Origin of the sequence: Natrinema pallidum DSM 3751, from assembly GCF_000337615.1 — an archaeon.
Lineage (GTDB): Archaea > Halobacteriota > Halobacteria > Halobacteriales > Natrialbaceae > Natrinema > Natrinema pallidum.
The window spans coordinates 1-24,655 of the sequence record NZ_AOII01000061.1 but is presented as its reverse complement, the minus strand read 5'-3'; the positions used below and the strand labels follow the sequence as shown (position 1 = coordinate 24,655).

Here is a 24,655-nt window from a genome sequence, read left to right as displayed (position 1 = left end):
CTTTACCGCGCTCGGTGTTAGAGTGCACATCTTCCGCCTCCTCATTCCTTCCGAAAAGTAACTCCGATAAGCCGCCGCTATCGTGCGGTTTTGCGCCTAACTAAAGACGGATGGTTTCCGCGGTCGATGAATCGACGTGGCTGAACGAAAGACACGTTCGACTTGATTTCTGTAGCTGTGGATCTCGACGCGGTATTCAAGCCTTTCTCGACGGAGCGCGCCCGCGATATCGGCTGCGACATCGACGAGAAACACAGAGCCGGAGACATCGTGTTTCTCACACAACTCGATGAGAAACGCTCAACCGATCGGGATTGTATACGTCGGAAAGAGCCGCGAATGAAGGATTCTGTTCGTCTGCGGATCGACTGCAGCGTACAGCCAGTGTTCCTTGAGTGCTCTTCGTCGTTGACCCAGATCCACTCCGGCTGGCTGTAAATTGGCCTTTCAAACCTAATTGTGAACTGCAGTGCGACCCCGTTTGACACCCAACTCCTCAAGAAGAATACCTGTATTTGGAAGTGATAATCCAGCAAGATGGTGGCGGATACCCGTTTCAATGATCTCGCGGGGTGTCCGCTCTCGCTCCACAAAACCAAAGTTAATCCACTCGGGACACTCGCTGAGGCGGTCGGTTTCGGTCATAGGAATCTGAGACTCTGACCGCCTCTTCCTTAACACGACGGTGAAGAGCGGCGAAAGCTGTGAGCCACAATCTAGTTGATCTGGCGGTGCTACAACCAAACATCCATTAGGATGGAATTACGGGTTGACTGCATGGAGTTACATGGTCGGAGCGTGCGGCAGGACGTCCGCGAACTCGGTGAGACTCTCGGGGATGTCATCGCCGGCCACGCATCGGATATCTCGTTCGAAGCCGTCGAAACAGCCCGTACCGCCGCCATCGACTATCGTAGCGGTGACGCACCGGACCGACGACCACTCGAGCGATCACTCAGACAGAACCCAGAAGACGTCAACACGGACATTGCCCGCGCGTTCACGAACTACTTCGAACTCATCAATCTCGCCGAAGAACGCGAACGCATCCGAGCCCTGCGCCGCGGCGAACACGAGGGGAGCCTTGGGGACAGTCTCCGCGCAGCCGTCGAAACCCTCGCCAACGAGGGCGCACCACCCGAAACCGTCGCCCGCGTCCTGGAGGACGTTCGCGTCAAACCGACCTTCACCGCGCATCCCACCGAGGCACGTCGCAAGACCGTGAAGGCCTCCCTCCAGCGCGTCAGCGACCTCATCAAGGAACTCGACGAACGTCGCCTCACCGACCAAGAACGCAAAGTCAAACTCGAGCGCCTCGACGCCCTCGTCGAGAGCCTGTGGACGACCCGCCAAGTCCGCGAACGACGGCCGGAACCGTTTGATGAATCCCGAAATGTCCACTGGTATCTCGCTAACGTCATCTTCGACGTCGTTCCCCAGGTCTACGAGGAACTCGAAGACGCACTCGAGGCCGAGTACGACGATCCACCCGAGGTTCCCCAGATCCTTGACTTCCGATCCTGGGCTGGCAGCGACCGCGATGGCAACCCCTACGTCACTCCCGAAGTCACCGAGAAGACCCTCGGCCGCCAGCGCCGACTCGTCCTTGAGCGCTATCAGGAGGCCCTCGCCGACATCGCCGGCGTCCTCAGCCAGGACGCCACCCGCGTTGATGTCAACGGCCTCCCCGAATCCCTCCAAACCGACGCCCATGCTGTCCCCGGCGTCGTCGAACGCGCGAACGAACGCTACCCCGACGAACCCTTCCGCCAGAAGGTCGCCGTCATGCTCGAACGCGTCTCCCGCGTCGACGACGTCCGACCCGGAGGCTACGAGGATTCGGCGGCCTTCCACGGCGAACTCGAACGCCTCACCGAGGCACTCCGGAACACCAGCCTCGACGACGTCGCCACGGAGTACGTCGACCCACTCATTCGGCAGGTCGAGACCTTTGGCTTCCACCTCGCCGCCCTCGACCTCCGCGACCACCAGCAGATGCACACCGGCGCCCTCGAACAGGCCCTCTCTCAGAAGAACATCGACTACACCGGGATGAACGAGGGTGAGCGCGTGGAGTTCCTCACGGAGGCCATCCTCCAGGACCAACCCGTCCTCGACCTCACCGATACCGAGGGGCTCGACGACGACGCGAGCCGCGTATTTCGCCGCTTTGACGCCCTCGAGAACTGGCAGCGCGAGTACGGCCCCGAGGCCATTGACATGTACGCCATCAGCATGACCGAGGAACCCAGCCACGTCCTCGAAGTCCTTTTCCTCGCCGACCAGGCTGGCGTCACCTGCCTCCCCGACCACGCCGGTATCGACATCGTCCCCCTCCTTGAGACCGAATCCGCACTCTCCGGCGCCCGCCGCATCATGGGCACACTTTTCGAGAACGACGCCTATACCCAGAGCCTCCAAGCCCGCGACGGCGTCCAAGAGGTCATGCTCGGATACTCGGACTCCAACAAGGAGAACGGCTTCCTCGCCGCGAACTGGGAGCTCGACCGCGCCCAGCGTCGCCTCGCCCAGATCACCGACGACTATGGGGTTGGTCTCCGCTTCTTCCACGGCCGCGGCGGCTCCATCTCCCGTGGTGGCGGCCCCATGAACGAAGCCCTCCTTGCCCTCCCCAAAGAGACCGTCTCCGGCGAGGTCAAGTTCACCCAACAGGGCGAAGCCATCGCCGAAACATATGGGAATCCGCGCATCGCTGAGCGCGAACTCGAACAGATGCTCAACGCCCAGGTCCGCTCCCGGCACGCCGCTGTCACCCAGCCAGATGACCGTCTCCCTGGCCACTGGGAGGACGCCATGGACATCATGGCCGAAGCCGCCCGCGATGCCTACCGCGACCTCCTCGAAACCGAGGGATTCGTCTCCTACTTCGAGCAAGCCACCCCAATCACCGTCATCGAACAGCTCAACCTCGGCTCCCGCCCCGCCTCCCGAAGCGGAGAGCGCAGCGTTGAGGACCTCCGCGCTATCCCCTGGGTGTTTTCCTGGACCCAGTCCCGCTGCATCATTCCCGGCTGGTATGGCCTCGGCACTGGCATCCAGACCTACCTCGACAAAGGCGGCGACCTCCAAGTACTCCGCGAGATGTACGAGGGGTGGCCTGTCTTCCAGACTACCCTCGACAACGCCGCGCTCAGCCTTGCCCGCACCGAGATGGAGATCGCCAGCGAGTACGCTAACCTCGCTGAAGACGACCTCCGCGAGGAATTCTTCCCACGCATCCAGGCCGAGTACGAGAATGCGAGCGGCCACGTCCTCGCCACCACCCAGCGCGACGACCTCGTCGACCGCCCGTGGCTCCGAGAGAGCCTCAACCGCCGCAATCCCTATGTTGACCCACTCAACTACCTCCAGATTGACCTTCTCAACCAAAGCCACCGTACCAATCAGGCAGAACGCACACTCCGCCTGACGGTCAAAGGAATCGCCGCCGGCATGAAGAACACCGGCTGAAAATTTTCACCGGCAACTTCCAGACGACGCCACAATCAAAGAAGTCATTCTGAAAAAGTAGAAAATCGGTGACTAGACAGTTCGTATCATCGTTGACTATGATGTGGACCACCCGAGAAATCTACCGCCGAAGACACCGACGTGAAAGACACCGTCGGGATTAACCTCGGTATCACGAAGTTCATTCACGACGCAGACAGCCAAGCGTTCCGGTAGACGAGCAAGTAGAACGCGCTTGAATCGAGAAATGGAATCAAGCGCTCGAGGGAATACGAATCGAACAACTGGACCAAGGCAAGACCACACTTAGCGCGAGCGTACAACCGTCTTTCGAACAAGCGTCGGCGTATCGAGAAGTACTCACTAACGCCAAAACGCAACAGTTTGACGCGGTGTTCCTCGAAGATACGAGGTGATCCAAACATTCGAACGGTTCGGTGAGAAGAATGGCTGTCACGTTGTCCTGGTTCCTAGGAGTGAACACCAAATCCCCGCGCTCGGTACGCGACCCCATGCCGGACGAGATACCGCTCGAGACCCACTACGACCTCCAGCTGCCGAATGACGTCGCCGTGGCCCCGGATGGCGACCGGGTCGCGTTCGTCGCCGACGAGTTCGACGAAGCCGACGACGAGCGCCACAGCACGCTGTACGTCGCCCCGGCCGACGGCTCTCGCGAGCCGCACCGACTCACGCGCGTTTCGGAGGCGCAGTCACCGAAATGGGGGCCGCAGGGGGACCGCCTCGCGTTCCTCGCGTCGCGCGAGACCGATTACGCCCGTCGCCAGGGACGCGAGGACGACGCTGCGGACGAGGAGGAGGCCAGCTCCGACGACGGAACTGGCGGGGACGATGGGGACGAGGGACTCGAAACGCAGGTGTGGTGCTTCGACCTGTCGCTGGGCGGCGACGCTGAACAGGTCACCGACTTCGACGAGGGCGTGCGGGAGTTCGACTGGGGGCCCGACGGCGACCGCATCGTCGTCTCCGCCCGGGATCCGACCGAGGCGGAACAGGAGTACCTGGAGCAACGGGAGGAGGGCGGCCCGATCGAGACCGAACGCCTCCAGCACAAGTTCGACGGCGTCGGCTTCACCGACACGGTGACGACGTACCTGTTCGTCGTCGACGTCGCGACCGGCGAGCGCAGGCGGCTCGACGACGCCTACGGCGCCGGCTCCTCGGAACCCCTGATGGGGCTCCAGCCCGCGTGGGGCCCGGGTGAGCGTATCGCGTACGTCTCCGTCGACGTGAACTCTCCCGACGTCGACGCCGACGACCCCGACGATACGCTCGTCGTCGACGTGTTCACCATCGCGCCCGACGGCTCCGAGCGACGGACGGTCACCGTCGGCGAGCAACGCTGCTCGGACCCGGTCTGGTCGCCCGACGGCGACCGGCTGGCCTTTGCCGCGGGCAACCCGACGAACTGGTACCAGCCGACCGAAGTGTACGTCGCGCCTGACGACGAGACGGCGATCCCGTATTCGGTCTCCGCGTCGCTGGATCGCACGGTCGCTCGCTTCGGCGCGCCGCGCTGGCAGGACGACGACACGATCGTCTGCCCGTTTGCCGATCAGGGCAGGACCCGTCTCGTCGAGCTCGACCCCGACGAGGACGCCCCGACGCGCGTGTTCGACTCGCAGGGCCGCGACCGTGACCTCGGGCGATTCGACCTGGCCGGCGGCACCGTCACCTGCACGCTCGCGAGTCCCAAGGGCGGATCGGACGTCTACACCGTCGCCACCGACGACCTCGAAACCGGCGAGGAGGAGGACCTCACCCGCGTGTCGCTGCTCAACGAATCGTTCCTCACCGAGTACGAGCACCCGATGACCGAGCGCGTCACCTTCGAGAACGAGGACGGCCGCGAGGTCGAGGCCATCGTCTACCTGCCGCCCGGCTTCGACCGCGAGGACCCCGACGCGGCGCCGACTATCGCCGCCATCCACGGCGGCCCGATGTCGTACGACGCGCCGACGTTCTACTTCCCGCACGCCTACTGGTGCTCGCGCGGCTACGTCGTAATCCGCGTCAACTACCGCGGTTCGACCTCCTACGGCAGCGAATTTGCCGAGACGCTCTACGGGAGCCGTGGCGAGCTGGAGAGCGACGACGTGATCGGCGGCGTCCAGCACCTCGTCGACCGCGGCTGGGCCGACGAGGACCGACTGTTCGTCACCGGCTTCTCCTACGGCGGGATCATGACGGCTCACATCGTCGCCCGCACCGACGAGTTCGCCGCCGCGGCGCCCGAACACGGCATTTATGATTTCTACTCGACATTTGGTACCGATGATAATCACAATTGGCACGATTGGGAGTTCGGCATGCCGTGGGAAAACGTCGAGACGTACCGCGAAATTTCCTCGCTCACGCGCGCCGGCGACATCGACACCCCGCTCCTCGTCACTGCCGGCGGCGAGGACTGGCGCTGCCCGCCGTCCCAGGCCGAGCAGCTCTACGTCAGCGTGAAAAAACAGGACGTCCCCGCGCGGCTGGTTATTTACGAGGACGAACACCACAACATCGGGGATCCGTCGCGTGCGACCCATCGCGTCGAGGAACTGACTGACTGGTTCCGGCGGCACGACCCAGCCATCGAGACCGAGGACGGGGACTGACACACGGCAGGAGGAGTCGACGTCGGGCTTCGCAGCCTCGGCGGTTACAGGTCGTGATACGATTCGATCGTCCCCCGCCAGTCGGACGGGATCGGCCGCGATTCCTCGTTTTCGGCATCGTACAGCACCTGAACGGTGTCCGCCGTCGCCGCGATCTCCTCCTCCGTTCGGATCTCGTACTCCATCGGGATACTCGAGGTGCCGAGTTCCGGCACGTCGACCGCGACGGTAACCGACCCCTGGTCGAGTTCGACGGGCGCCCGGTAGTCGATCGAGAGCGATGCGAGGACCGACGCGGTAGTATCGAGTGACCGCCCGAGTACCTCGGCGAAGTATTCGACTCTCGCCTGTTCGAGATACGTCGCGTACACCGCATTGTTCACATGCCCCATCGCGTCGATGTCCCGGAACCGAACGTCGATCGTTGTAGTGAACCGGCTCATACCCGCAGTGTCGTGACTACCTATATCAGACCGTCGAACCCGCACAGCTTTGCGGCGGGTGCGAAACGAACTCTCTTCGCACAATTACGGCGGATACCCCCGATAGCGTATGCCCGCTCCCGGAACCCGCCATCCACGGAGTCCCTCCAGGAACGACCCGTTGTGGTCTCTCCGCTCTCGGCTCGTCACTGCGTGTCGAGTAGCCGTACGGGGTGTGCAGGCCGACGCGTGAGCAGTGCGTCGAGTTGTTCGAGACACGAGGTGCCGCTGGCCACGACGGTGCGGTCCGCATTCTCCTCCGTCGTGAACTGGTCGACGAGTTCCTCGCCGACGTCTACGCTGAGCTCGTAGTACTCGGACTTGTAGCCGAAGCTCCCGGCCATCCCGCAACACTCCACGTCCGAGGTCGTGACGTCGAACCCGCAGTCCTCGAGGACCGCAACCGTGTAGGGCTCCAGATCGAGCGTGCGCTGCTGGCAGTGGCTATGATAGGCGATCTGATCGTCGTCGCCGCCGGGAAGTGCGTCGACGTCCGCGCCGTTCTCGAGCAAGCCGTAGACGTACTCCATGATCTCGTAGCTGTTGTTCTTCAGCGCAGCGTGGTCGTCCTCGGGGAGGAGCCGTTCGTACTCCCGATGGAATATCGCGAGGTCCGAGGGCTCTATGACCACGACGTCGTGGCCTGCCGCGACGGCGGGGGCAAGCGCGTCGTAGACGGCTTCGGCGTTGCCCTGGGCGGTCGTCACCATTCCCTGTGAGAGCGGTGCGCGTCCGCTCTCCCCGGCGGCCGGGACGTCGACGTGGACGTCCAGGGCTTCGAGGACGCGGATGGCAGCTTTACCGCGCTCGGTGCGCACGTAGTTCGTGTACGCGTCGGGATAGATCGCGACCTGCCGGCGCGCCTCGTCGGGGTCCACCCGCGACCCACGGTCCTCGAACCACTCGACGAGGGATTCGCGCTCGAACTCCGGGAGCTCGCGGCGGCTATCGATACCGAGGGTTCGCTCCATCAGGGATCGGGCGGTGCCGGTTTGTGCGACCCAGTTCGAAAGTGGCGCGAACGCCGACCCGAGCTTCGCCAGCGTGTCGAAGTTTCCGAACAAGCGCTTCTGCGGGTCGACGCCGCCGGGTTCCTCGTCCGGGGTGAGCCCCTCGACGAGGAAGTCGAGGTCGCCGTCCTTCCCACGGTTGATGCGGTCGCGGACGACGGTGTTTATCCAGGGGATGTCGATCTTCACCGGACACTGATTCACACACCGACTACAACCAGTACAGAGGTCGTTGAATTCCGCGGCGCTGTCCTGTCCGTGGACGCCGGCCTCCCAGCCGGTGGCGATGCCGCCGGAGTACGTCTCGCCGCCGAACGCGTGGCCGCCGACGTGCTGGAAGTTCGCACAGGAGTTCGCGCACGCCGAACACCGAATGCAGTACAGCGTCTCCCGGAGCTGGTCGTCCTCGCGCATCTCCATCCGACCGTTGTCGATGAGCACGAGGTGGAACTCGCGGTCATCGCCGGGACCAAGTTCGTCACCCTCGCCAAAGGTCGGTGAGTCGCCGGGCGGGGTGAAAAGCGAGACGTAGGAGGTAATGTCCTGTCCGGTTCCCGACCGGCCGATGAGTTCGACGAACGGCTGGAGGTCCTCGATGGTCGGGATGATCTTTTCGACGCCCGCGACCGCAACGTGAGTGTCCGTCGCCTGCACGCACTTGCGGGCGTTGCCCTCGCTCGTGACTAACGCGAGCGTGCCGGTGTCCGCCGTGACGAAGTTCGCGCCCGTCATACCGACTTCGGCGTCCAGGATTTTCTCCCCGAGATACTCGCGGGCGAACTGCGTCAGCTCCTCGGCAGTTTCGAGGGGCTCCTCCGGCTCGAACACCTCGTTGAACAGCTCAGCGATCTCCTCGCGGGACTTGTGGATCGCCGGGGCGACGATGTGTGAGGGCGCCTCGTCGGCGACCTGCAGGACGAACTCGGCGAGGTCGGTCTCCCAGACGTCCGCGCCGCTGGCTTCGAGGGACTCGTTTACCTCCATCTCCTCGCTGGTCATCGACTTCGACTTCACGACGTTGCGACCGTCGGCGACCTCCGTAATGTATCGGTTCGCGTCGGCGGCGTCGTCAGCGATGTAGACGGTGCCGCCGTTGGCTTCGACCGCCTCGGTAACCTGATCGATGAGTTCGGGGAGGCGCTCGATGGCGTCCTCCTTGATCGCACGGGCCTCGTCTTTGAGGCCCTCGTAGTCCTCCAGATCCGCGGTGGACTCGTAGCGACCGTCGTTGAAGACCTGCGTGTTCTCGTGGACGCTGTCGCCCTCGGTGTCGAGGAGGTGGCGGATGCGTTCGGCTTTCCGCTGCCGGTCATCGACGCTCATCTATCTGTCCTCCAGGAGAACGACAGTGACCTCCATCGGGCCGTGAGCCCCCTTCACGAGCGCGCCCATGTCCGCGGTGGCGCTCGGTCCGGTCGCGATGACGGCTTGCCCGGCACCGCTACGGACGTCCTCGGCGAGCCGATCGAACGTCGCGTCCATGTCCGGGAGGACATCGCTAGCGGCGACGACGGCGACGTGTTCGTCGGCGTAGAGGCTGACCGGCTCCTCGCCGTCGGGCCCACCCTGGACGATTACGGATCCGTAGTCGGCGATGCCGTATCCGGCAGCGGTGACGCCGGTTTCCGCGGCCTCGAGTTCCTGCACCGTCGGATCGGTCGCCACGGTGTCCGGCAGGGAGACGTTCTCGAACGGAAGCGGAGTGCCGACCGCGGGAGCGTCGAGAAGCGGAGGAAGCGTTGACTCGAACTGATCGGACGTCGTCCGAACGAGTTCGACCCCGACCTCGTCGAGGGACGACTCGAAGGTCGTGATTGGCTCGGCAGACATATAACGGAAGATTATGAAACAGCCTAATAGATGTTTCCCTCTCCGTATCTGATCGACAGTATATATCATATTCTATTATTAATAGACCATGCTATCCTCACCGTGATCTGGGATATTATATCACGAGAAAGAAAGTTACAAATACGTGGTTATGCGACGACGAAACATAGCCGACATCCGTAACCATGTCAAATATACTAACATTGGCGCTCGTCGGTGTGGTTCCGATCGGCGTCGCGTTCGTATTGCTCGCTGGACTCCGGTGGTCAGCGGCCCGCGCGATGGGGGTCGGATGGCTGCTCGCGGGCGGAATCGGACTCACGTACTGGAGTATGGAACCAAACTGGCTGCTGGCGTCCGCGATCTATGGTGCGCTGCAGGCCGTGGACATCATCCTTATCGTCTTCGGCGCCATCCTCCTGATGAACTACCTCGAAGGCAGCGGCGCCATCGCCACTATCAGGTGGTACTTCGGCCAGATCGAGGAGGACCGGCGCGTCCAGCTGCTGCTCGTCGGTCTCGGATTTATGACCATCATCGAGGGGGCGGCGGGGTTCGGTACCCCGGGTGCGCTCGCCGCACCGCTGTTTATCGGCCTCGGATTCCCCCCATTGGCCGCTGCGGTGTTCGGGCTCTACTTCAACGCCCCGAACCCGCCGTTCGGTGCCGCCGGCACGCCTGTCATCGGCGGCACCGGTGCCGTCATCAACCCAGCGCTGTCCGGGTCGGTGAGTGTATCCGAGTTCCTCTCGATGGTCTCTGCGTGGACTGGCGTCATCACGGGACTGACGTACGTGTTCTGGGGACTGCTCGGCGTGTTCTTCCTGACGTACTGGTTCGGGAGCGGTGACGGTGAACGCAGCATTGGAGCCGCCATGCGTAGTACTCTCCCCATCGCGCCGTTCGCGCTCGTACTCGGCGTCGTCACTGGTGGCACACAGCTGGTAATCGCGTGGTTCGTCGGGCCTGCACTCCCCGATATCGCCGCGGGGTTCGTGGTGCTCGGCATCGGTCTCCTGCTCGCAAACAACGATATCCTCATCCCTGATGACCAGTGGGATTTCCCCGAGGAATCGACATGGAGCGACACGTGGCTCGGCGGCCTCGATCTTGACGAGGTGTCCCGTGATCAACCCAAACAGGAGATGTCCGTGCTGTTGGCGTGGACACCGTATCTGCTCGTTGCGCTCGCACTGCTCGTCACGCGGTGGCCGGACCTCACCGTCGCCGGCGTCGCTGTCCTTGACTGGATCCAGAGTTTCTCCGTCGGTCTCGATTCGATCCTCGGTACTGAACTTGGATACACCCTTCAGTACCTCTATCTTCCCGGAACGATGCCGTTCATCCCCATCGCGATTCTCACTGGCTTCCTTCACAAGATGGACACCACACAGATGGGGGCAGCGTGGCGACGGTCGATCCAGCAGATCGCTCCGGCCGCCCTCACGCTCATTATCGCCGTCTCGATGACGCAGATAATGATTCAGTCGCAGACGAACACCGCCGATCTCCTCGGCATGATGGAGGCCCTCAGCCGTGCGCTCGCGATGGGCGCCGGCGGCCTACTCCCGCTCATCTCGCCGTGGATCGGCGCTATCGGCTCGTTTATGACGGGGAGCAACACGTCCTCGAACATCCTCTTCAGCGTACTCCAGTACAACGCCGCCGAGACGGTCGGCGTCTCCCGGGTGATCGCCGTCAGCCTGCAGAACGTCGGCGGCGGCCTTGGAAACATGGTCTCGGTGTTGAATGTGGCCGCTATCTGTGGTGTCGTTGGAATCACTGGGCGTGAAGGCGACCTCCTGCGGAAAGCGATCATCCCAATGGCGCTGTTCGCCGTATTCGCCGGCCTGTTCGGGATGCTACTGACGTACGTTCTGGTCCCCGGCCTGTTCTGACCCCGGTCGACAACGTACCGGGGCTCCGCTGCTTCCGGTATAGAAGCGAGATATACGAATAGATCGGTCCGTACTCGCCGGCGCGGTCGTCGTCGTTCATACGACGAGCTGGTGGCTGGCCTCATCGTAGGCGAGTGCGGCTTGCGCGACGGCGAGATTCTGCCGCGTCGTGCGCCATGCCGTGAGATCGTCCCAGCCCTCCGTCTCGTCGGCGTCGAGTTGCTGGGCAAGTTCCTCCGGTGACACCACGTCGTAGCGGTCCTCGTAGCGCCGGATCTCGGTCTTCATCTCCTTGATGCTGTCAGAGCGTGTCATAGAAAGCGTCACGTACGAAGCAGCAGGGTGCGAGAAGTGTGTCCAACACCAGCGCAACCCTGCAAGACGTAGCTTCGGCAGACGACTTCTTGAATGCGGCGGCTACCGAGACAGTACCGCTGTTCGAACATCTTGAGTTCGGGTTTTTGCTGGAGTACGACGTGTTCGCCCCCGCTTCGAGGGGGCGAACACGAGTTCATCAGCCTCCAGATCTCTTTCGCGGCTTTCTACACTGCTATTACAAGGACATCTACGGCACACGTCCGGTTGTACGAGAACTCCAGCACGGCCTCGTCTGGTACTACTGTGGACTCGACAAACCGCCATCCAGAGACACCATTGATCGGTTTCTCACCGATCTCGAACACATCATCGACGATGTCTTCGACAGACTCGTCGAGCAGGCCGCCACCCGCGGCCTGCTCGACTCCACCTACTCCATCGATTCGACCCACATCGAAGCGATCCAGTACAACGACGCTGCGTCGTGGAACTACGATCCAACAGCGGAAGAACACTACTACGGCTTCGGCTGTACGATCGTCTCAACCGGTGCAAAGATTCCGATAGCAGCAGAGTTTACATCGGCCAAACAAGCAGACCAAGAGACGGCGATGCGCGTCACCCGTGACGCGCTCGCCGTCGATACACCGATCTGGATGCTTGGAGACAGCGCCTACGACATTCTCGATTGGCACGACCACCTGCTGGACGCAGGGGTCGTGCCAATCGCTCCGTACAACCCGCGAAACACTGACGACCCGAAAGACATCGAGTACAGGGTCGAAGACCGCATTGAGGAACACAGCNCAATCGCTCCGTACAACCCGCGAAACACTGACGACCCGAAAGACATCGAGTACAGGGTCGAAGACCGCATTGAGGAACACAGCGAGGACATTCAGCTGAAACGATCCATCTTGGACGAGACGTACAACAACCGGACAGGAGTCGAACGAACCAATGACGCAGTTAAGCACTGCGGCCTCGGGCACGTTCGCGCCCGAGGCCGCGTCCACGCACGAACAGAAGTGTTCCTTGCGCTGTGTCTCCGGCTCGTTGTTGCAATCACCAACTACGAGCGAGGAAACGAACCGGGCTGTGAGAAGCTATGAGATGGATTCTATGACACGCTCTCTAACAGCTTCGAGAATGCTCTCACGTACACGTCTGTGAGTTGCGTCAAGAGTCTGATTGAGATCCTCAGTCTTCATCGGTCCACACTCACAGGCGTGTGTGAGTTCTACTAGACGACTAAGTGTGACAGGTCGAATGGTCGCTCGTTCACTACTCATGTGAGCCTCCGTACCTGCTGCTTAGCGGTCTCATACGCACGTTGCGTGACTCCGTTACCTTGGAAACGTAGATCGAGATATTCCTCGATATCTCGTCCGGATTCCGCAACGTAACGAAACCGTCGGAGTTCAGTTGAGAGTGCCCATAGATTGTGCTGGGTAAGCGCCGTTCGGTCCTCGCGTATCTCGTTGAGACTCCTTTTCCCGCAGATAGGGCAAGGACATGGGAGATGATCTAGTGACTCGATGTTTCGGAGTTCTTCACCCCCGAAGCCCGGAATGAGATAATTACGGTTCCCTGCACTACGGATGAACGCAGAGGAGTCAAAGCTATCAACTCCCATATATAATAGGAGTGGTTGGTAAACGAGACCGCCGAGGCCGTACACATGGAGATGTTTGTCGGTTGATTTCCGCGCCGATATTATCAACTTAGTTACTTTTTTGTAATCAGTCCGGATAGAGACCATACTCCCAAGCGCATAGCCATCAAAATCGCCGTGCCTCTCCAAGTACTGGATATTGTTTCGAACGGTTTCTGGATCATAACCGTGGACACTAGCGATGAGAAATCCATCACCGTCGTGTTGATCGCTCGCTTTAAGTGCATATTGAGCACTCCTGTTCACTCGACGTTCATTCTCGGCGTCCCGGTTCTCCCTAGAGAGTGGTATATCTACTGTGCCGTAGATGTCAGCCTCAAGTTGACGCTGTGTATTGAGTGTCTTTGCTGGGGTTGTGTCTACCTCTTCAGAGGTAAAGTCGAATCCACCGCTATCTGCGAACACGATCGTGTCTTCAGGCACATCCATCTCCTCCCGGAGAGAAACACCATTTGTAAGGCGTTGCCACATCGGGTCCCGATTTCGAATAGATCGAGCATTGACCATGGCCGCCGAGAATTCTGGTATAGTACCCGCGTATGCAGGGGTATTGTCGCTCGACCGTTTGCCAAGATTTCGTACCGGAAAGAGAACCGGAGTCTTTAGTTCTCCTCGAGGGAGATCGAGTGTTCTTCGTCTGTATAACATACCTCCTGCTCAGCTAAGGTGTTTTATTACTTGTATAATGTCCAGATAGATTTATTGAAATGGGTATGTGTTGGGCCTCGAGGAACTGTCCTCATCTCCACTTTCACACCCCATGTCGTTCTTGGGATCAACTCATGACAGTAGATCACCCAGCGAAAGCAACACCACCTAACTTCAGATAATCGTCTGATCGACACCGAGATCGACGGCGAACCGTAGCAACTTGAGGTCCGGTACAGCAAGTCCGGGTTCGCTCCCCGCCTGTCGGATGGGATTAACGCGGAGCGTCTATACAAGTGGGACATCGTCGGCCGCGGTCGCGGTGAACGGAAGGCGTCGTACAACATCTCGCCGCGGTTTCCGAACGTGCACCACTGGGAGAGCGGCAAGCGGCTGCAACTCCTATAGGAGAATCAGGTCGGCGAGGTCGACGGCGTCGACGTCGAGTTCCACACCAGTAACATCGAACCCAAGCGAAGCCTCGAGTTGCTGCCGGAGTTCTTCGGGGCGATCTTCGATCACGCCGGCGAGCGGATTCACTTGGAGTACTTCCGGACCGAGCCGCACGAAACGAGCCGGATGTGGGCATACGAGCGGTACGTCCGCATTCGCCGCGAGTGGGCGGAAAAGCTCTCGTCGGCCGGAGTCTTGCAGAAAGTCGCTCACTATCTCTCCGACCTCGAGGGCGTGAAGGTCGAGCTACACATCGATAACAGGGAGGTCATCAATCACCAAAATCGGCTGTTTTTGAACCCCACTTCGGCCGGCGAACTGCTACCCGGACACACCTACGGGCGAAAGTTCGAGATCTACCAGCTGAAGGACCCGGACGCGGTATCGAAAGATCACCCGTCCTACCATCCGAAGGTGGAGGTGCTGGTCAACAAGTCGCTGAACGACGGCGAGACATGGGCGTGGGCCGACCGCCACGAAGTCACCGAGCAAATCGAGGAGACGCTGTTGAACGCGCTCCACTGGGAAGATATCCACTCGGGCCCGATGGCAACGGTGTCTACATCGCGGACGATTACTTCGACGCCGTCGCTCGAGGCGATCTCGTCGAACTCTACGAAGATACGACACCGCGCCTTGAGGCGAAGTCGGATCACCTGTTGATGACGACGCTACGAGACATGGCCGGGATCGCTCGCGATGTCACGGAGACGGTTGCGACCGTCGGCGGTGCGACCGTCGACGATCTACCGTGCGATCGAAGATCTCAACGAGACCCTCAATCTCGATCAGGGCGCGTATCGTTCCGGGCCCGGAAGTACCACGAGGAACTCCGGGCACTCATCGAGTCGTCCAAGTACGCGATCGAGAGCTACGCTGATCGGATGCAGCACATCATGGGCTTGGCCGATCACGTTGCGGAGTCGTCGACCTTCCAGGAGTGGCTCGCGACGAACGGGGCCGACCTCGAGTTCGACGAGAACGGCGATCCTCGGCAGATGCGGATCGACACGATTCTCTCCCGACTGAAGTCGGATAGCTTCGAGAACGTCGCGGCGATCGCGAGCGAGGCCCTCGAGAAGTGGTCGAAGTCGGGGAACGATCCAACCACGCTTCGCGGCGTCGAGTTGACTTGGAAGACACCGAGCGGCGGACCAAAACCGGGTTCGTCGGTGCGGTTGCGGATCGCTAAACCGTCCGAGTAGTGGCAACGCTGCCGCTTTCGCTCTTTTCTACAAGTTTAGTTGACTAACAGCGGTGCTTAGACAACGCTGGTTGTAGTCCGTTCGTCGAGGACGGGTCGGCGGCACGATCGTGCCGCGATGCCGGCGGGGTCGTTTCGCGCTTCGCGCGAAAGCCCCCTTAGCGGGTGTCACCAAGGCGACAACGCCAAAAATTACAGCACCTCACCCCTACCTTCGCACAGTAGAACTCCAATTGAAACACATGAAACAGTGGTTAACTAGACTGCTATCAAAATCTTGGAAACCCTTCTATGTGACCTACTTGGGTAGCATTAATTAGGATTGTTACTACCAGCCATATTATAGGACCAGGAGGCTCTGTTGAAATCCCATTCTTCAGATAGATTCTCCCCTGAAACAGCCGTTCGCTGAAGAGTGCTTACTGACTGGATGACCGATTACCTGTAAGAGACAGGTAAGCCTCACCAAATAGGATGAGGGCGATAATACTGGCGGGGATAACCCATATTCCGTCAATGTCTAATGTAGACAGTAGAACTGCGACGGCTATTCCAGCGATGAAGAACAGAAGACGTGATTTGAGTAAATTGCTATTGGATGACTGGCCAGACATTATGCCCGATTTGGTGTTCAGGCATTAAAAGTCTATGTCAAGTCGAAGTCGTGGCCCACATCCGGGCTATACTTCCTGTACTGTTCGATAACTACACTTCCTGTATTGACCGCAACCAGGTCAAAATATATCACTTGCTGAGGATTTCAACAGAGCCGACCAGGAATAAATTATTGCATGAGTAGTAGGGCTGATGCAGAATTATCTTTCTGACTCATTTATGTACCTCACTGTATCTGTTTCTTGAATTTCTTCTTCCCTCTCTTCACGAGATAGTGGGTAGCGTCTCTCGTCATATTCTGGAGGTTCTGGCAAGTCTGTATCTTCACTAATTATTTTCCAGCCGGTGAATAAGATAACACCAAATAGTCCAATGATCCAGCAAAGGAAGACCAAAAACGGTTCTAATTTCGCTAAAGTAGCACTTTCTATTGTCCAATCAACCAAATGGCAAAAGTAGATGAGCAATGGTGTGACTACTGACAATAATATACAGACTGTGATCACGTATAGATCTGTGAAATGAGTTGATAGATCTATTGAATTAAACTCGTTCTCAAGATTATCATATTCTGACCGCAGTGATGCTACTTTTGTATTTGATTGAAGCCATCTATTTTCTCTTGTGTTTAACATCTGTTTTTCCCTACTTTTTGTTATTGTTTCTGGCAATTCAGACATGCCATCATCGTCTATGAGTTCTATATCCATTCTCGAATAGTATTTTACTCTTCTTTGCATACTATTGAATAGTTCTCTTATCTTGGGTATCCACCACTCTGCCTGATTGATCCCTTCTTTATCTAGTTCCCAATATATCTCATGCATGTGTTTACCCCCATAGAGTTCCTGGCTGAGCCACTGAGACGGCTGAAAACAGCACCCTCTATTTGATTTATATATCTCTCAGTNACGGCGGTCGAATTTTACGGATTTCTAATTGAATTCCCCGATTTTGAACCTACTGTCCTCCTGCGATTTCTGGGGGTAAACACATACTATCTCATCAAACTTTTCGGCAAGTGCAAATATTTCATAGTTATTATAGTCTTCATTATATTTCCTGTATCTACGGGTTAGTTCAAACCATTGAAGAGAATCAGGATCTATATACCACTGATTCCCAACATACTTTTCAATAAATTCCTCAATCTTCTGATTAGCATTTTCTTCAAATGTATCTTCACCAATCTCATCTGCGATTCTTTTCAGAGATTCATGCAGTGTATCTCGCTGTTCACCTTCATTTTTGATTTCTGATTTTATCTGGATTAGCCGTGTCTTGAGCCGCTTCTTTTCAGATTTTGAATCAATTATGCGATTCACAATAAATGCTGCAAGCAAGCCAATAAATACACTAGCTGCTCCTGCTAATGTACTATAAAATTCAACTTGAGCAGTCACATTCTCTACTATAGATAATAATATAATATGAATTCCGGTATAGATCTCTTATAGTTGAGTCTCTTTTCCTCCTTCCGCTCGGGGTTGCACGTCGACAGAAACGGATTCCCGAATATGCACACGAGCCACGACTCGTCGTGTGTATATCGTGGGCCGATCCATCGTTCAAGCCCCGTTCTTCTCTGGATGGCCAACAGGTTCCGCCGATTTCGGGCCGAAGTGGGCCGTTCAGTGAGCCGGAAAACTAGGATTTCGGGGGTCGTGTGTACGAGTATGCGAATCAGAACCGACGGCGACTATGCATATCGACGAGACGCGATCGAACGTGCAGTTGACTTCTACGACTGCAATAAGACGAAGGCGGTAGTGAGTGCCTGTGACGACATTCCAAAGTTCGTTCAGGCGTCTCGTCAAATTCTCGAGCGCGATGACCTCACGTTCGAGCAGCGTCGGGAGATCGCCGAGACACTGTCGACGGGAGCAATCACCTTCTAAGTCGAGTCCAAGATTACTGTTGACACTGATTAGAAGACGCGAATCACTCCATGTCGTGAGGCCAGTCTTGACCTTGTTCTGGGTGATTTGGGGACCGATATCGAAATCCGGAGAGATCGTTCGAATATGTTATCCAAGCATCATTCCTAATGTGCTCCATCGCACAGCGATCGCTCCCGCAGTCAACTACTATCCGGTATTCTTTCCCTCGTTTTGAGGAAAGATAGACCTCTAATCTGTTTTCTGAGCGATCTGGATCTGTTTTGCTACTACGAGAAATCCGTTCAAGATATTGCATGTGTTTACCCCCATAGAGTTCCTGGCTGAGCCACTGAGACGGCTGAAAACAGCACCCTCTATTTGATTTATATATCTCTCAGNACGGCGGTCGAATTTTACGGATTTCTAATTGAATTCCCCGATTTTGAACCTACTGTCCTCCTGCGATTTCTGGGGGTAAACACATACAAGATATTCAATAGAAAACGATTCTTCTCGCTTAAGGGTATAGAGGCTCCCACCTTCTTCGATACCTGCGAGGTCGTCATACATTTCCTGCGGAGTCTTCGGATTATTTGCTTTCATAGTGCCTGTAGTCACATTCGACTCATTATGCTTAACAGTAGTCCTAATTCTGAATTGTCGCTCCGACAGGAAGGGGCAGAAAACAGAATCAATGGAAACTTCGTCTGTTCGGTCCCACCGTGATCGCCGCCACCGTGCCACCGGAATAGCGGGAGACCGTTCAAGCGAACCATCTTGTCTCGAAGGACCGTACAACCCAATCGCCTGTGTAGGCGGTAGACGACGTAACAGTACCAGCCGTCGTGCCGCCGGCGTTTTTCGTGGTACTCGCGGTAGATCTTCCAGTTATCCGGTGCCCGTCGGCGTGTTCGTGCATCATACTCTTGATTTCAACCGATGTTCCATTTCCGGACCAGGTGTCATACCAGCTCACCTGCTCGAGGTCGAACCATCTCTTCTCGGCCATCCGTTTCTCGACGGTGGTCCCGAAATGGTTGGCTCGCCTCGATCGATTCACGCGGACCACGCGCGTCGCGCGCTGTTATATCGCCGGCCTCGCACCGCGCCGTGAGGGAGCACGCGTGGTGGACTGTGGGCCGGCACAAGAACCACCTCTGAACGTCACAGCGAGAGTCGCCACCACGACGTTCGAAGCGGCCGAATGACCGCGCATCGCCCCATTGATGAAGATCAGACGCTCGTCGCGGAACGGCTGAGCGCGAGCGGGGTGATTCTGGACAAGAACTACGACCGGTCCAGGGAGCGACAGAAATCAGAGCAGCGACGGAGGTTCTTCGAACTATGGCCGGTGCCACCAGGTTGACCGACGAGAGGCATCGACCGTGCGACTCTCCAATACAGGGAGAACAGATTTGTCTTTGTTAAACTCGCCGGTGATCACGCATTATTGACTACCGTGATTATGTACGAGTCATATTATGAGTCTGACTCCTTACACCAACAACGAACGACACCACTCTCTATATCAATCTCACATATGAAATATTCCTTCTCAGGAAAGATGAGAAAACGATCTTCGTCTGCGTTCTCAATGGATTGGACATCCTTGACATTCCAGTCAACGTCTTCGTCACCGTCCAATGTGTGATATGTATTTTCTCCATCGATGGCAAAGTCTAGAGTACCGGTGCCACTTCCGAGGATATGCTCAACATGGTCGAGCCGAGTCGTCTGCGTAATACGGTTCATGGTGAGTAAATCACCTTCAGGCCTATATTGGTAACGTTGACTGGGAGATTAACTGAGATAGTAAGCAATCTGAATGAGAAGAGAGTATCGATTGACCTGCTGTGTCGGAGAGATTGTCTTCCGTGAGTCATCATATTCAACAACACCGTACGCCGCAAGTTTCGGAAGATGTGTCTGGATGAGTCCGTTATACGCTGATTCATAATCGTTCGAATTTAGCTGACGGGGTGGTTTCTGTAATTCAATACTTCGAATAATGCGGGCAATATGCCGAACTTCTACTGACTCTCCATTTTCGAAGAGAGATATATACTCAACTACGAGCATTCGTCGTCGGTTTCCGAGTAGATCAAAGAGATCCACCGGATCGACCCGATCGTCAGTATGCATTAATTTCACCTCGGATCAGTGTGAGGTGGTAGCGATTCTGTCGTGTGAACTGTCTATTAAACATGGTATCACGGAAGCGAGCGAATTCGCCTCCAGCCATCACAGGCGAGAAAAATATAACGAGATCAGAGCGAATAAGGAAAATTGGGAGATGAAGTTGATGGTACTGTCTAGTTAAGCATTCTTGGCAGAAAACGGCGTCTCAGCGGTTGTTACGACTGTAGTGGTAAGTCGAGCTCGTAAGGAAACTTCTTCAACGTGGTCGCGGAGAATCATCGTCGCCAACTACTCAACTCTTAACCAACAATATGCGAGTTGGTTCACCTATTGTTGGTTAAGAGTATGCGCTCTTATGTAGAACTGCGGAAAGACCGTATAGTTACACTGAGCCGGTACTAATCTGGCAATATGGCTTCTACTCAGCCAGCGTTCGGCGGGATGTTTCGGCAGCTGATTGAGCTGGGAGTTATCGAAATCAACACGGAGCCGCTCGATGCCTGTATCGAGCGGCGACTCAAAGAGTTCTGGGAGAATACATCCTGTCCACGCTGCGGTCACCAGCGTCTCATGACATCGGAGACCAGTGACCGGGTTCGATGTCGTGATTGTAATTTTAAGCCGGTCTACACCTACGGAACACCGTTTCACGAGAAGCACCTCACCGCAGGAGAGGTGCTTCTCGCTTTCCTCCTCTACGCAGACACGCTGCTGAGTATCAACCAGATCGCGCCGCTACTTGGGCGCGCTTACAAGACCGTTCACACAGCGATACGAGACGTGGAAGCCGCGGTTCAGCGCGGCTTCCCCGTCGTTTGGGAGCTGCTCGACCAGACCACCGACGGGCCGACACAGGTCGACGAATCTGGGAAGGTCTGTTCAGGCTACAAGGGTCAAGAGCCGCCGCGGAACAGCCGTTCTCGCGGCGGCTCGTCCCAATCTGGCCGCTCACGCTGGCGGGGCCGCCACGGAGATCAGCTGACGCTCGTCGCGGCGTGCCGCGACTCGCTTCGTGTGATTCGCGGCCAACGTGGTATCGACTACAAAGGCGATCTCGAGCCAGTGATTCAGGAGACTGAAGACCTCTCCCAGCCGCTGGGAGAGGTCTGGACGGACGGCCTCCAAGCGTACCGCGAGATGGATCGTGACCATCGAACGGTTGTCCACAAAGAGCGGTATGTATCGCCCGACGGAGTCCACATTAACCAAGCTGAGTGCCTGTTTTCGCTCGCTCAACCGTGGCTCCGAAAGTTCCGCGGCCTGTCCAAGCGGGGCTTGGAACAGGCCGCTCACACGTTCGGCCTCATCAGATCGTTGAACCTCACCGGCGCATCCGTCGATATCACCATCGATTGCCTTGTTATGGGGGCTTTCCGCAGCTCTACATAAGAGCGAGAGTATGTAGTCCCACGTTTTTCGCGCCCCCAGAGAGGGCGAGAGGTCCATCGAGGGTCCTCGTCCAGAGGTGACTTCATGTGAGTCAACACAGAGTACCGACAACGTCTCAATGGTTGATATCGACAACACGCAATCAGAGGACATCGATCCGGCCTGTCGGTGGGCTATCGAATAGGTGCGTCGCCTTGCGACCGACACGCCCAGCAATGTCGATCGATTCGACGAGTACCTTGAGTACCCCGTCACAGTCGGCTTCGCTGACGAATCCCACGAACTCCGGTAACTGAGAGCTCGGTTTTTTGTACGTCCCTACGGAGTGCGACATGTTCTGAACTGCCGCAATCGCGGTGGGCTCGATTCAGTGACCACAATGGCCACGACCAGCGACCCGTCGGTCTCGTTCGATGAAACCGACACGAGACACGACGAGATATACAGTACGATCGAACAGGGGATCAACGAACTTGGTGATAGCGTCGATGCGGCGCAGGTCAGCGAGGAATTCCAAGAGTGACTCGATGTCCAGTGTCCACACCCTATCGTGTCCAGTCTCTCACCGACAACGGGGACACCCCACGTTTCCGCTCTATAGATCCACGTTCAAGCGTGTAGTTTCGTGAATAGCTCGAACAGACACACCCCACGTTTCCGCTCTATAGGCTATCGAGAAACCTTAGAGATCCGTATTTGGCGACTCGAGTCATTGGACTGTTAATAAAGAACCACCTATAAGGAACTTACAGGAATCTCAAATATATCTGATCTTGAGATACACAGTCTCTTGTGGCACTTTGGGTGTAGTTCCCTAGTAGTAGAATTTGCCTTTATAGATAGATATAATACGGTATGAAGAATTCCGCCATAGCAATCTGCAGTAGAACCTGTTTGAAGGCAAAACTCCTCTCAGTGAGTGTTTGAGGGAGTATACTACGTCTATAGAGCGGAAACGTGGGGTGGGTGTGTCCCTAGAGTATCCGCTTAATCCGATCGATCAATTCGCACTCTCGTTAGAGTGGAAACATGGTCAAGGAAATCACCCCTCGTTTCCGCTCTATAACCCCTCTATACCGTCTCAGTCTATGGATTTCAATTCTATAGAGCGGAAAGATGGCCTCTCTCCCGAACCTTTATCTCACCCACACCCAATGAACAAGGTATGCCAAAGGACTTCTTCGGGGGGATCTCGTCGGTCTTTAAAAACAAGGATATGGTGCAGATCGACTATGTTGTCGATGAAGATCGCATCATTGGTCGGGATGAAGAACTTGAATCACTCGCTCAGTCCTTGTATCCAGCAACGAACGGATCAAAGCCATCTAATTGCCTCGTTTATGGGAAACCGGGGACTGGGAAATCACTCTCTGTGAAGTTCATAACACAAAAACTCAAGGAGAAAGCTGGGGAGAACGGGTACTCAGTTGGAATCGCATACGTCGATTGTTCCCAGAGTTCGAGCGAAACCGACGCAGTCATTCGCATTGCAAAGCAGTTGAACGATCCCGACCTCTCCGATGTCCGTATTCCAGATACTGGATTATCTACTGGCCAGTTCTACCAACGGGCATGGAAAGCAATGGATGCAACCCACGATATCTCGCTGATCATCCTCGATGAGATCGACAAACATCATGCCTATGACGATCTTCTAATGACACTCTCTCGAGCGGGGGAGGCCAACAAGCTAACTGATTCGTCGCTCGGTGTGATCGGCATCAGCAACAAACCAAGGTTCACTGACAAACTCAACGAGAGAACGGTCTCGAGTCTTGGTGAACGCCGACACGTTTTCCCGCCGTATACCGCGAATGAACTGAAGGAAATCTTAGAAGCGCGCAAAGATGCGTTCTATGATGGTGTGTTAGAGGAGGGGATCACTGCGAGAGTTGCAGCTCTCTCCGCTCGAGAATACGGTGACGCAAGAAAAGCAATGGATATTTTCAGATATGCTGGCGAGATAGCTAACGAAAACCAATCTGAGACCGTCAAAGATGAGTTCATCGATGAGGCCTTTGAACGCGCCGAACGCGACGAAATTCTCGAAATCATCTCTACTCTGCCCCATCACTCGACACTCGTGATTCAATCTGTAGCAGCACTAGCGGCGGATCGTGACACTGAGAAGAATCCGATCACCACGACAGAGGCCTACAATCTCTACCAGAGGAAATGTTCCATCGAAGAAGCAAGCCCACTCTCGGAACGCCGAGTCCGGGATCTCTTAGAAGAGGCAGAGTTCCTCGAAATCATAACTCGGAATACCAAAGCTGCGGGGAAAGCCAAGGGCAGCCGGACCATAATCACACTTGTAGATGATCCTGAGAAAACCCTTGAAGCATGCAAGTTAGTCGAACCGAATGACTGATTCGCTACCATCAAGCTTCCCCTCGCTCTCAGTTTCACACTATAGAGCGGAAACGTGGGGTGTCCCTGTTCGTCTCTCTGTTACTATCTGCCTCTCGCTATAGAGCGGAAACGTGGGGTGTGGCTACCTCAAATCACGTCAGAAGAAGAAGAACGTCGATTCCTCAAACCCTCCGAATTCGATTCTGAGTAGCTATCTCTAAGTACAGTGTCTACTGGGCACTCCCACGTGATTTTACGCAGACAGAGTTCATATTCGATCGACTCGAGACGACATTCGAATCAGATACGTCGCGACAACATGGGCTTCTTGGGAACTTTCGATCGCCCGGACGTTCCCATAGTGGGGTGCAGTTCGGTTCACAGATTGTGAGAAGACACTGGACACGATGGGGTGTGGACACTGGATTAGGACTCGAGATCCAGATAGTCGGTAAGCGCCACGTTCGGCGATGGATCTCGATCGCTGTTCCGTTCGTCGACGGGTCCTCGGTCCACCCTCGATCGTGCTGTGCATTTTGGTTCTATGCTCGATTCGACTCACTTGTGCTTACAACTCGAGTATGAGTTTACCCCGAAGTCTCGACAGCCGGCACAGCGTGATCCCGTGAGAGCATCTCATTGTTGTTGACGACTCGACGAAGTTCTT

Annotated in this window: 15 protein-coding genes and 4 pseudogenes; 9 read left to right on the top strand and 10 right to left on the bottom strand. The window is 56.8% G+C overall.

The window, feature by feature from the left end; all coding sequences use genetic code 11:
* Positions 1-777: 777 nt before the first annotated feature.
* Positions 778-3,471 carry a phosphoenolpyruvate carboxylase gene (gene ppc / locus C487_RS09520; RefSeq protein ID WP_006185531.1) on the top strand — a complete coding sequence of 898 codons (2,694 nt, stop codon included), beginning with the start codon at positions 778-780 and terminating at the stop codon, positions 3,469-3,471.
* A 512-nt stretch (positions 3,472-3,983) separates the two neighbouring features.
* Positions 3,984-6,095 carry a S9 family peptidase gene (locus C487_RS09510; RefSeq protein ID WP_006185530.1) on the top strand — a complete coding sequence of 704 codons (2,112 nt, stop codon included), beginning with the start codon at positions 3,984-3,986 and terminating at the stop codon, positions 6,093-6,095.
* 44 nt (positions 6,096-6,139) lie between these two features.
* Here C487_RS09510 and C487_RS09505 read toward each other — a convergent pair whose 3' ends face one another.
* The 3 genes from C487_RS09505 to C487_RS09495 all read right to left on the bottom strand — a co-directional run bounded on the left by C487_RS09505 (position 6,140) and on the right by C487_RS09495 (position 9,417).
* Positions 6,140-6,538 carry an acyl-CoA thioesterase gene (locus C487_RS09505; RefSeq protein WP_006183374.1) on the bottom strand — a complete coding sequence of 133 codons (399 nt, stop codon included), beginning with the start codon at positions 6,536-6,538 and terminating at the stop codon, positions 6,140-6,142.
* A gap of 185 nt (positions 6,539-6,723) precedes the next feature.
* Positions 6,724-8,910, bottom strand: coding sequence for an LUD domain-containing protein (locus C487_RS09500; protein ID WP_006183375.1), 2,187 nt, complete (start codon positions 8,908-8,910; stop codon positions 6,724-6,726).
* Positions 8,911-9,417 (bottom strand): LutC/YkgG family protein, encoded by a 507-nt coding sequence (locus C487_RS09495; RefSeq protein WP_006183376.1) that lies wholly within the window; start codon positions 9,415-9,417, stop codon positions 8,911-8,913.
* Between the two features lie 185 nt (positions 9,418-9,602).
* Here C487_RS09495 and C487_RS09490 point away from each other — a divergent pair, with 185 nt between their 5' ends.
* Positions 9,603-11,315, top strand: coding sequence for an L-lactate permease (locus C487_RS09490; protein ID WP_049908068.1), 1,713 nt, complete (start codon positions 9,603-9,605; stop codon positions 11,313-11,315).
* A 96-nt stretch (positions 11,316-11,411) separates the two neighbouring features.
* On the opposite strand, the pseudogene C487_RS09485 reads toward C487_RS09490, so the two are convergent.
* Positions 11,412-11,618 (bottom strand): annotated as a pseudogene (locus tag C487_RS09485) (DUF7342 family protein); the annotation flags it as partial.
* Between the two features lie 50 nt (positions 11,619-11,668).
* On the opposite strand from C487_RS09485, the gene C487_RS09480 reads away from it, so the two are divergent.
* A complete protein-coding gene (locus tag C487_RS09480) occupies positions 11,669-12,745 on the top strand; it encodes a transposase (RefSeq protein ID WP_049908067.1) in 1,077 nt (358 codons plus the stop codon).
* A 176-nt stretch (positions 12,746-12,921) separates the two neighbouring features.
* On the opposite strand, the gene C487_RS19540 is transcribed toward C487_RS09480, so the two are convergent.
* Positions 12,922-13,956 carry a tRNA-guanine transglycosylase gene (locus C487_RS19540; RefSeq protein ID WP_161605710.1) on the bottom strand — a complete coding sequence of 345 codons (1,035 nt, stop codon included), beginning with the start codon at positions 13,954-13,956 and terminating at the stop codon, positions 12,922-12,924.
* Positions 13,957-14,145: 189 nt separating this feature from the next.
* Between C487_RS19540 and C487_RS09475 the strand changes: the two are divergent.
* Positions 14,146-15,601, top strand: a pseudogene (locus C487_RS09475) (DUF7845 domain-containing protein); the annotation flags it as partial.
* An 827-nt stretch (positions 15,602-16,428) separates the two neighbouring features.
* Here the strand turns inward: C487_RS09475 and C487_RS20300 are convergent.
* Both C487_RS20300 and C487_RS20295 read right to left on the bottom strand, forming a co-directional pair.
* Positions 16,429-17,055: a hypothetical protein gene (locus tag C487_RS20300; protein ID WP_152422495.1), complete on the bottom strand. Its 627-nt coding sequence runs from the start codon at positions 17,053-17,055 to the stop codon at positions 16,429-16,431.
* 108 nt (positions 17,056-17,163) lie between these two features.
* Positions 17,164-17,631 (bottom strand): hypothetical protein, encoded by a 468-nt coding sequence (locus C487_RS20295; RefSeq protein WP_152422494.1) that lies wholly within the window; start codon positions 17,629-17,631, stop codon positions 17,164-17,166.
* Positions 17,632-17,904: 273 nt separating this feature from the next.
* Here C487_RS20295 and C487_RS09470 point away from each other — a divergent pair, with 273 nt between their 5' ends.
* Positions 17,905-18,126 carry a DUF7692 domain-containing protein gene (locus C487_RS09470; protein WP_006185526.1) on the top strand — a complete coding sequence of 74 codons (222 nt, stop codon included), beginning with the start codon at positions 17,905-17,907 and terminating at the stop codon, positions 18,124-18,126.
* Between the two features lie 405 nt (positions 18,127-18,531).
* Here the strand turns inward: C487_RS09470 and C487_RS20290 are convergent, their stop codons facing one another.
* From C487_RS20290 to C487_RS22215, 3 genes and pseudogenes are all read right to left on the bottom strand, one after another.
* Complete coding sequence (locus C487_RS20290) at positions 18,532-18,711, bottom strand: hypothetical protein (RefSeq protein WP_152422493.1); 180 nt, start codon at positions 18,709-18,711, stop codon at positions 18,532-18,534.
* A 78-nt stretch (positions 18,712-18,789) separates the two neighbouring features.
* Positions 18,790-19,168, bottom strand: a pseudogene (locus tag C487_RS21520) (hypothetical protein); the annotation flags it as partial.
* Between the two features lie 740 nt (positions 19,169-19,908).
* The gene (locus tag C487_RS22215) at positions 19,909-20,250 is read right to left on the bottom strand and encodes a DUF7344 domain-containing protein (RefSeq protein ID WP_449406430.1); all 342 of its coding nucleotides are present in this window, start codon (positions 20,248-20,250) and stop codon (positions 19,909-19,911) included.
* A 408-nt stretch (positions 20,251-20,658) separates the two neighbouring features.
* Here C487_RS22215 and C487_RS09460 point away from each other — a divergent pair, with 408 nt between their 5' ends.
* The 3 genes and pseudogenes from C487_RS09460 to C487_RS09455 all read left to right on the top strand — a co-directional run bounded on the left by C487_RS09460 (position 20,659) and on the right by C487_RS09455 (position 24,007).
* On the top strand, positions 20,659-21,636 hold the full coding sequence (locus tag C487_RS09460) for an IS1595-like element ISNpa1 family transposase (RefSeq protein ID WP_049908065.1): 978 nt from the start codon (positions 20,659-20,661) through the stop codon (positions 21,634-21,636).
* 379 nt (positions 21,637-22,015) lie between these two features.
* Positions 22,016-22,156: pseudogene (locus C487_RS20285) on the top strand (DUF955 domain-containing protein); the annotation flags it as partial.
* Between the two features lie 645 nt (positions 22,157-22,801).
* The gene (locus C487_RS09455; RefSeq protein ID WP_006185521.1) at positions 22,802-24,007 is read left to right on the top strand and encodes a Cdc6/Cdc18 family protein; all 1,206 of its coding nucleotides are present in this window, start codon (positions 22,802-22,804) and stop codon (positions 24,005-24,007) included.
* Positions 24,008-24,655: the final 648 nt, after the last annotated feature.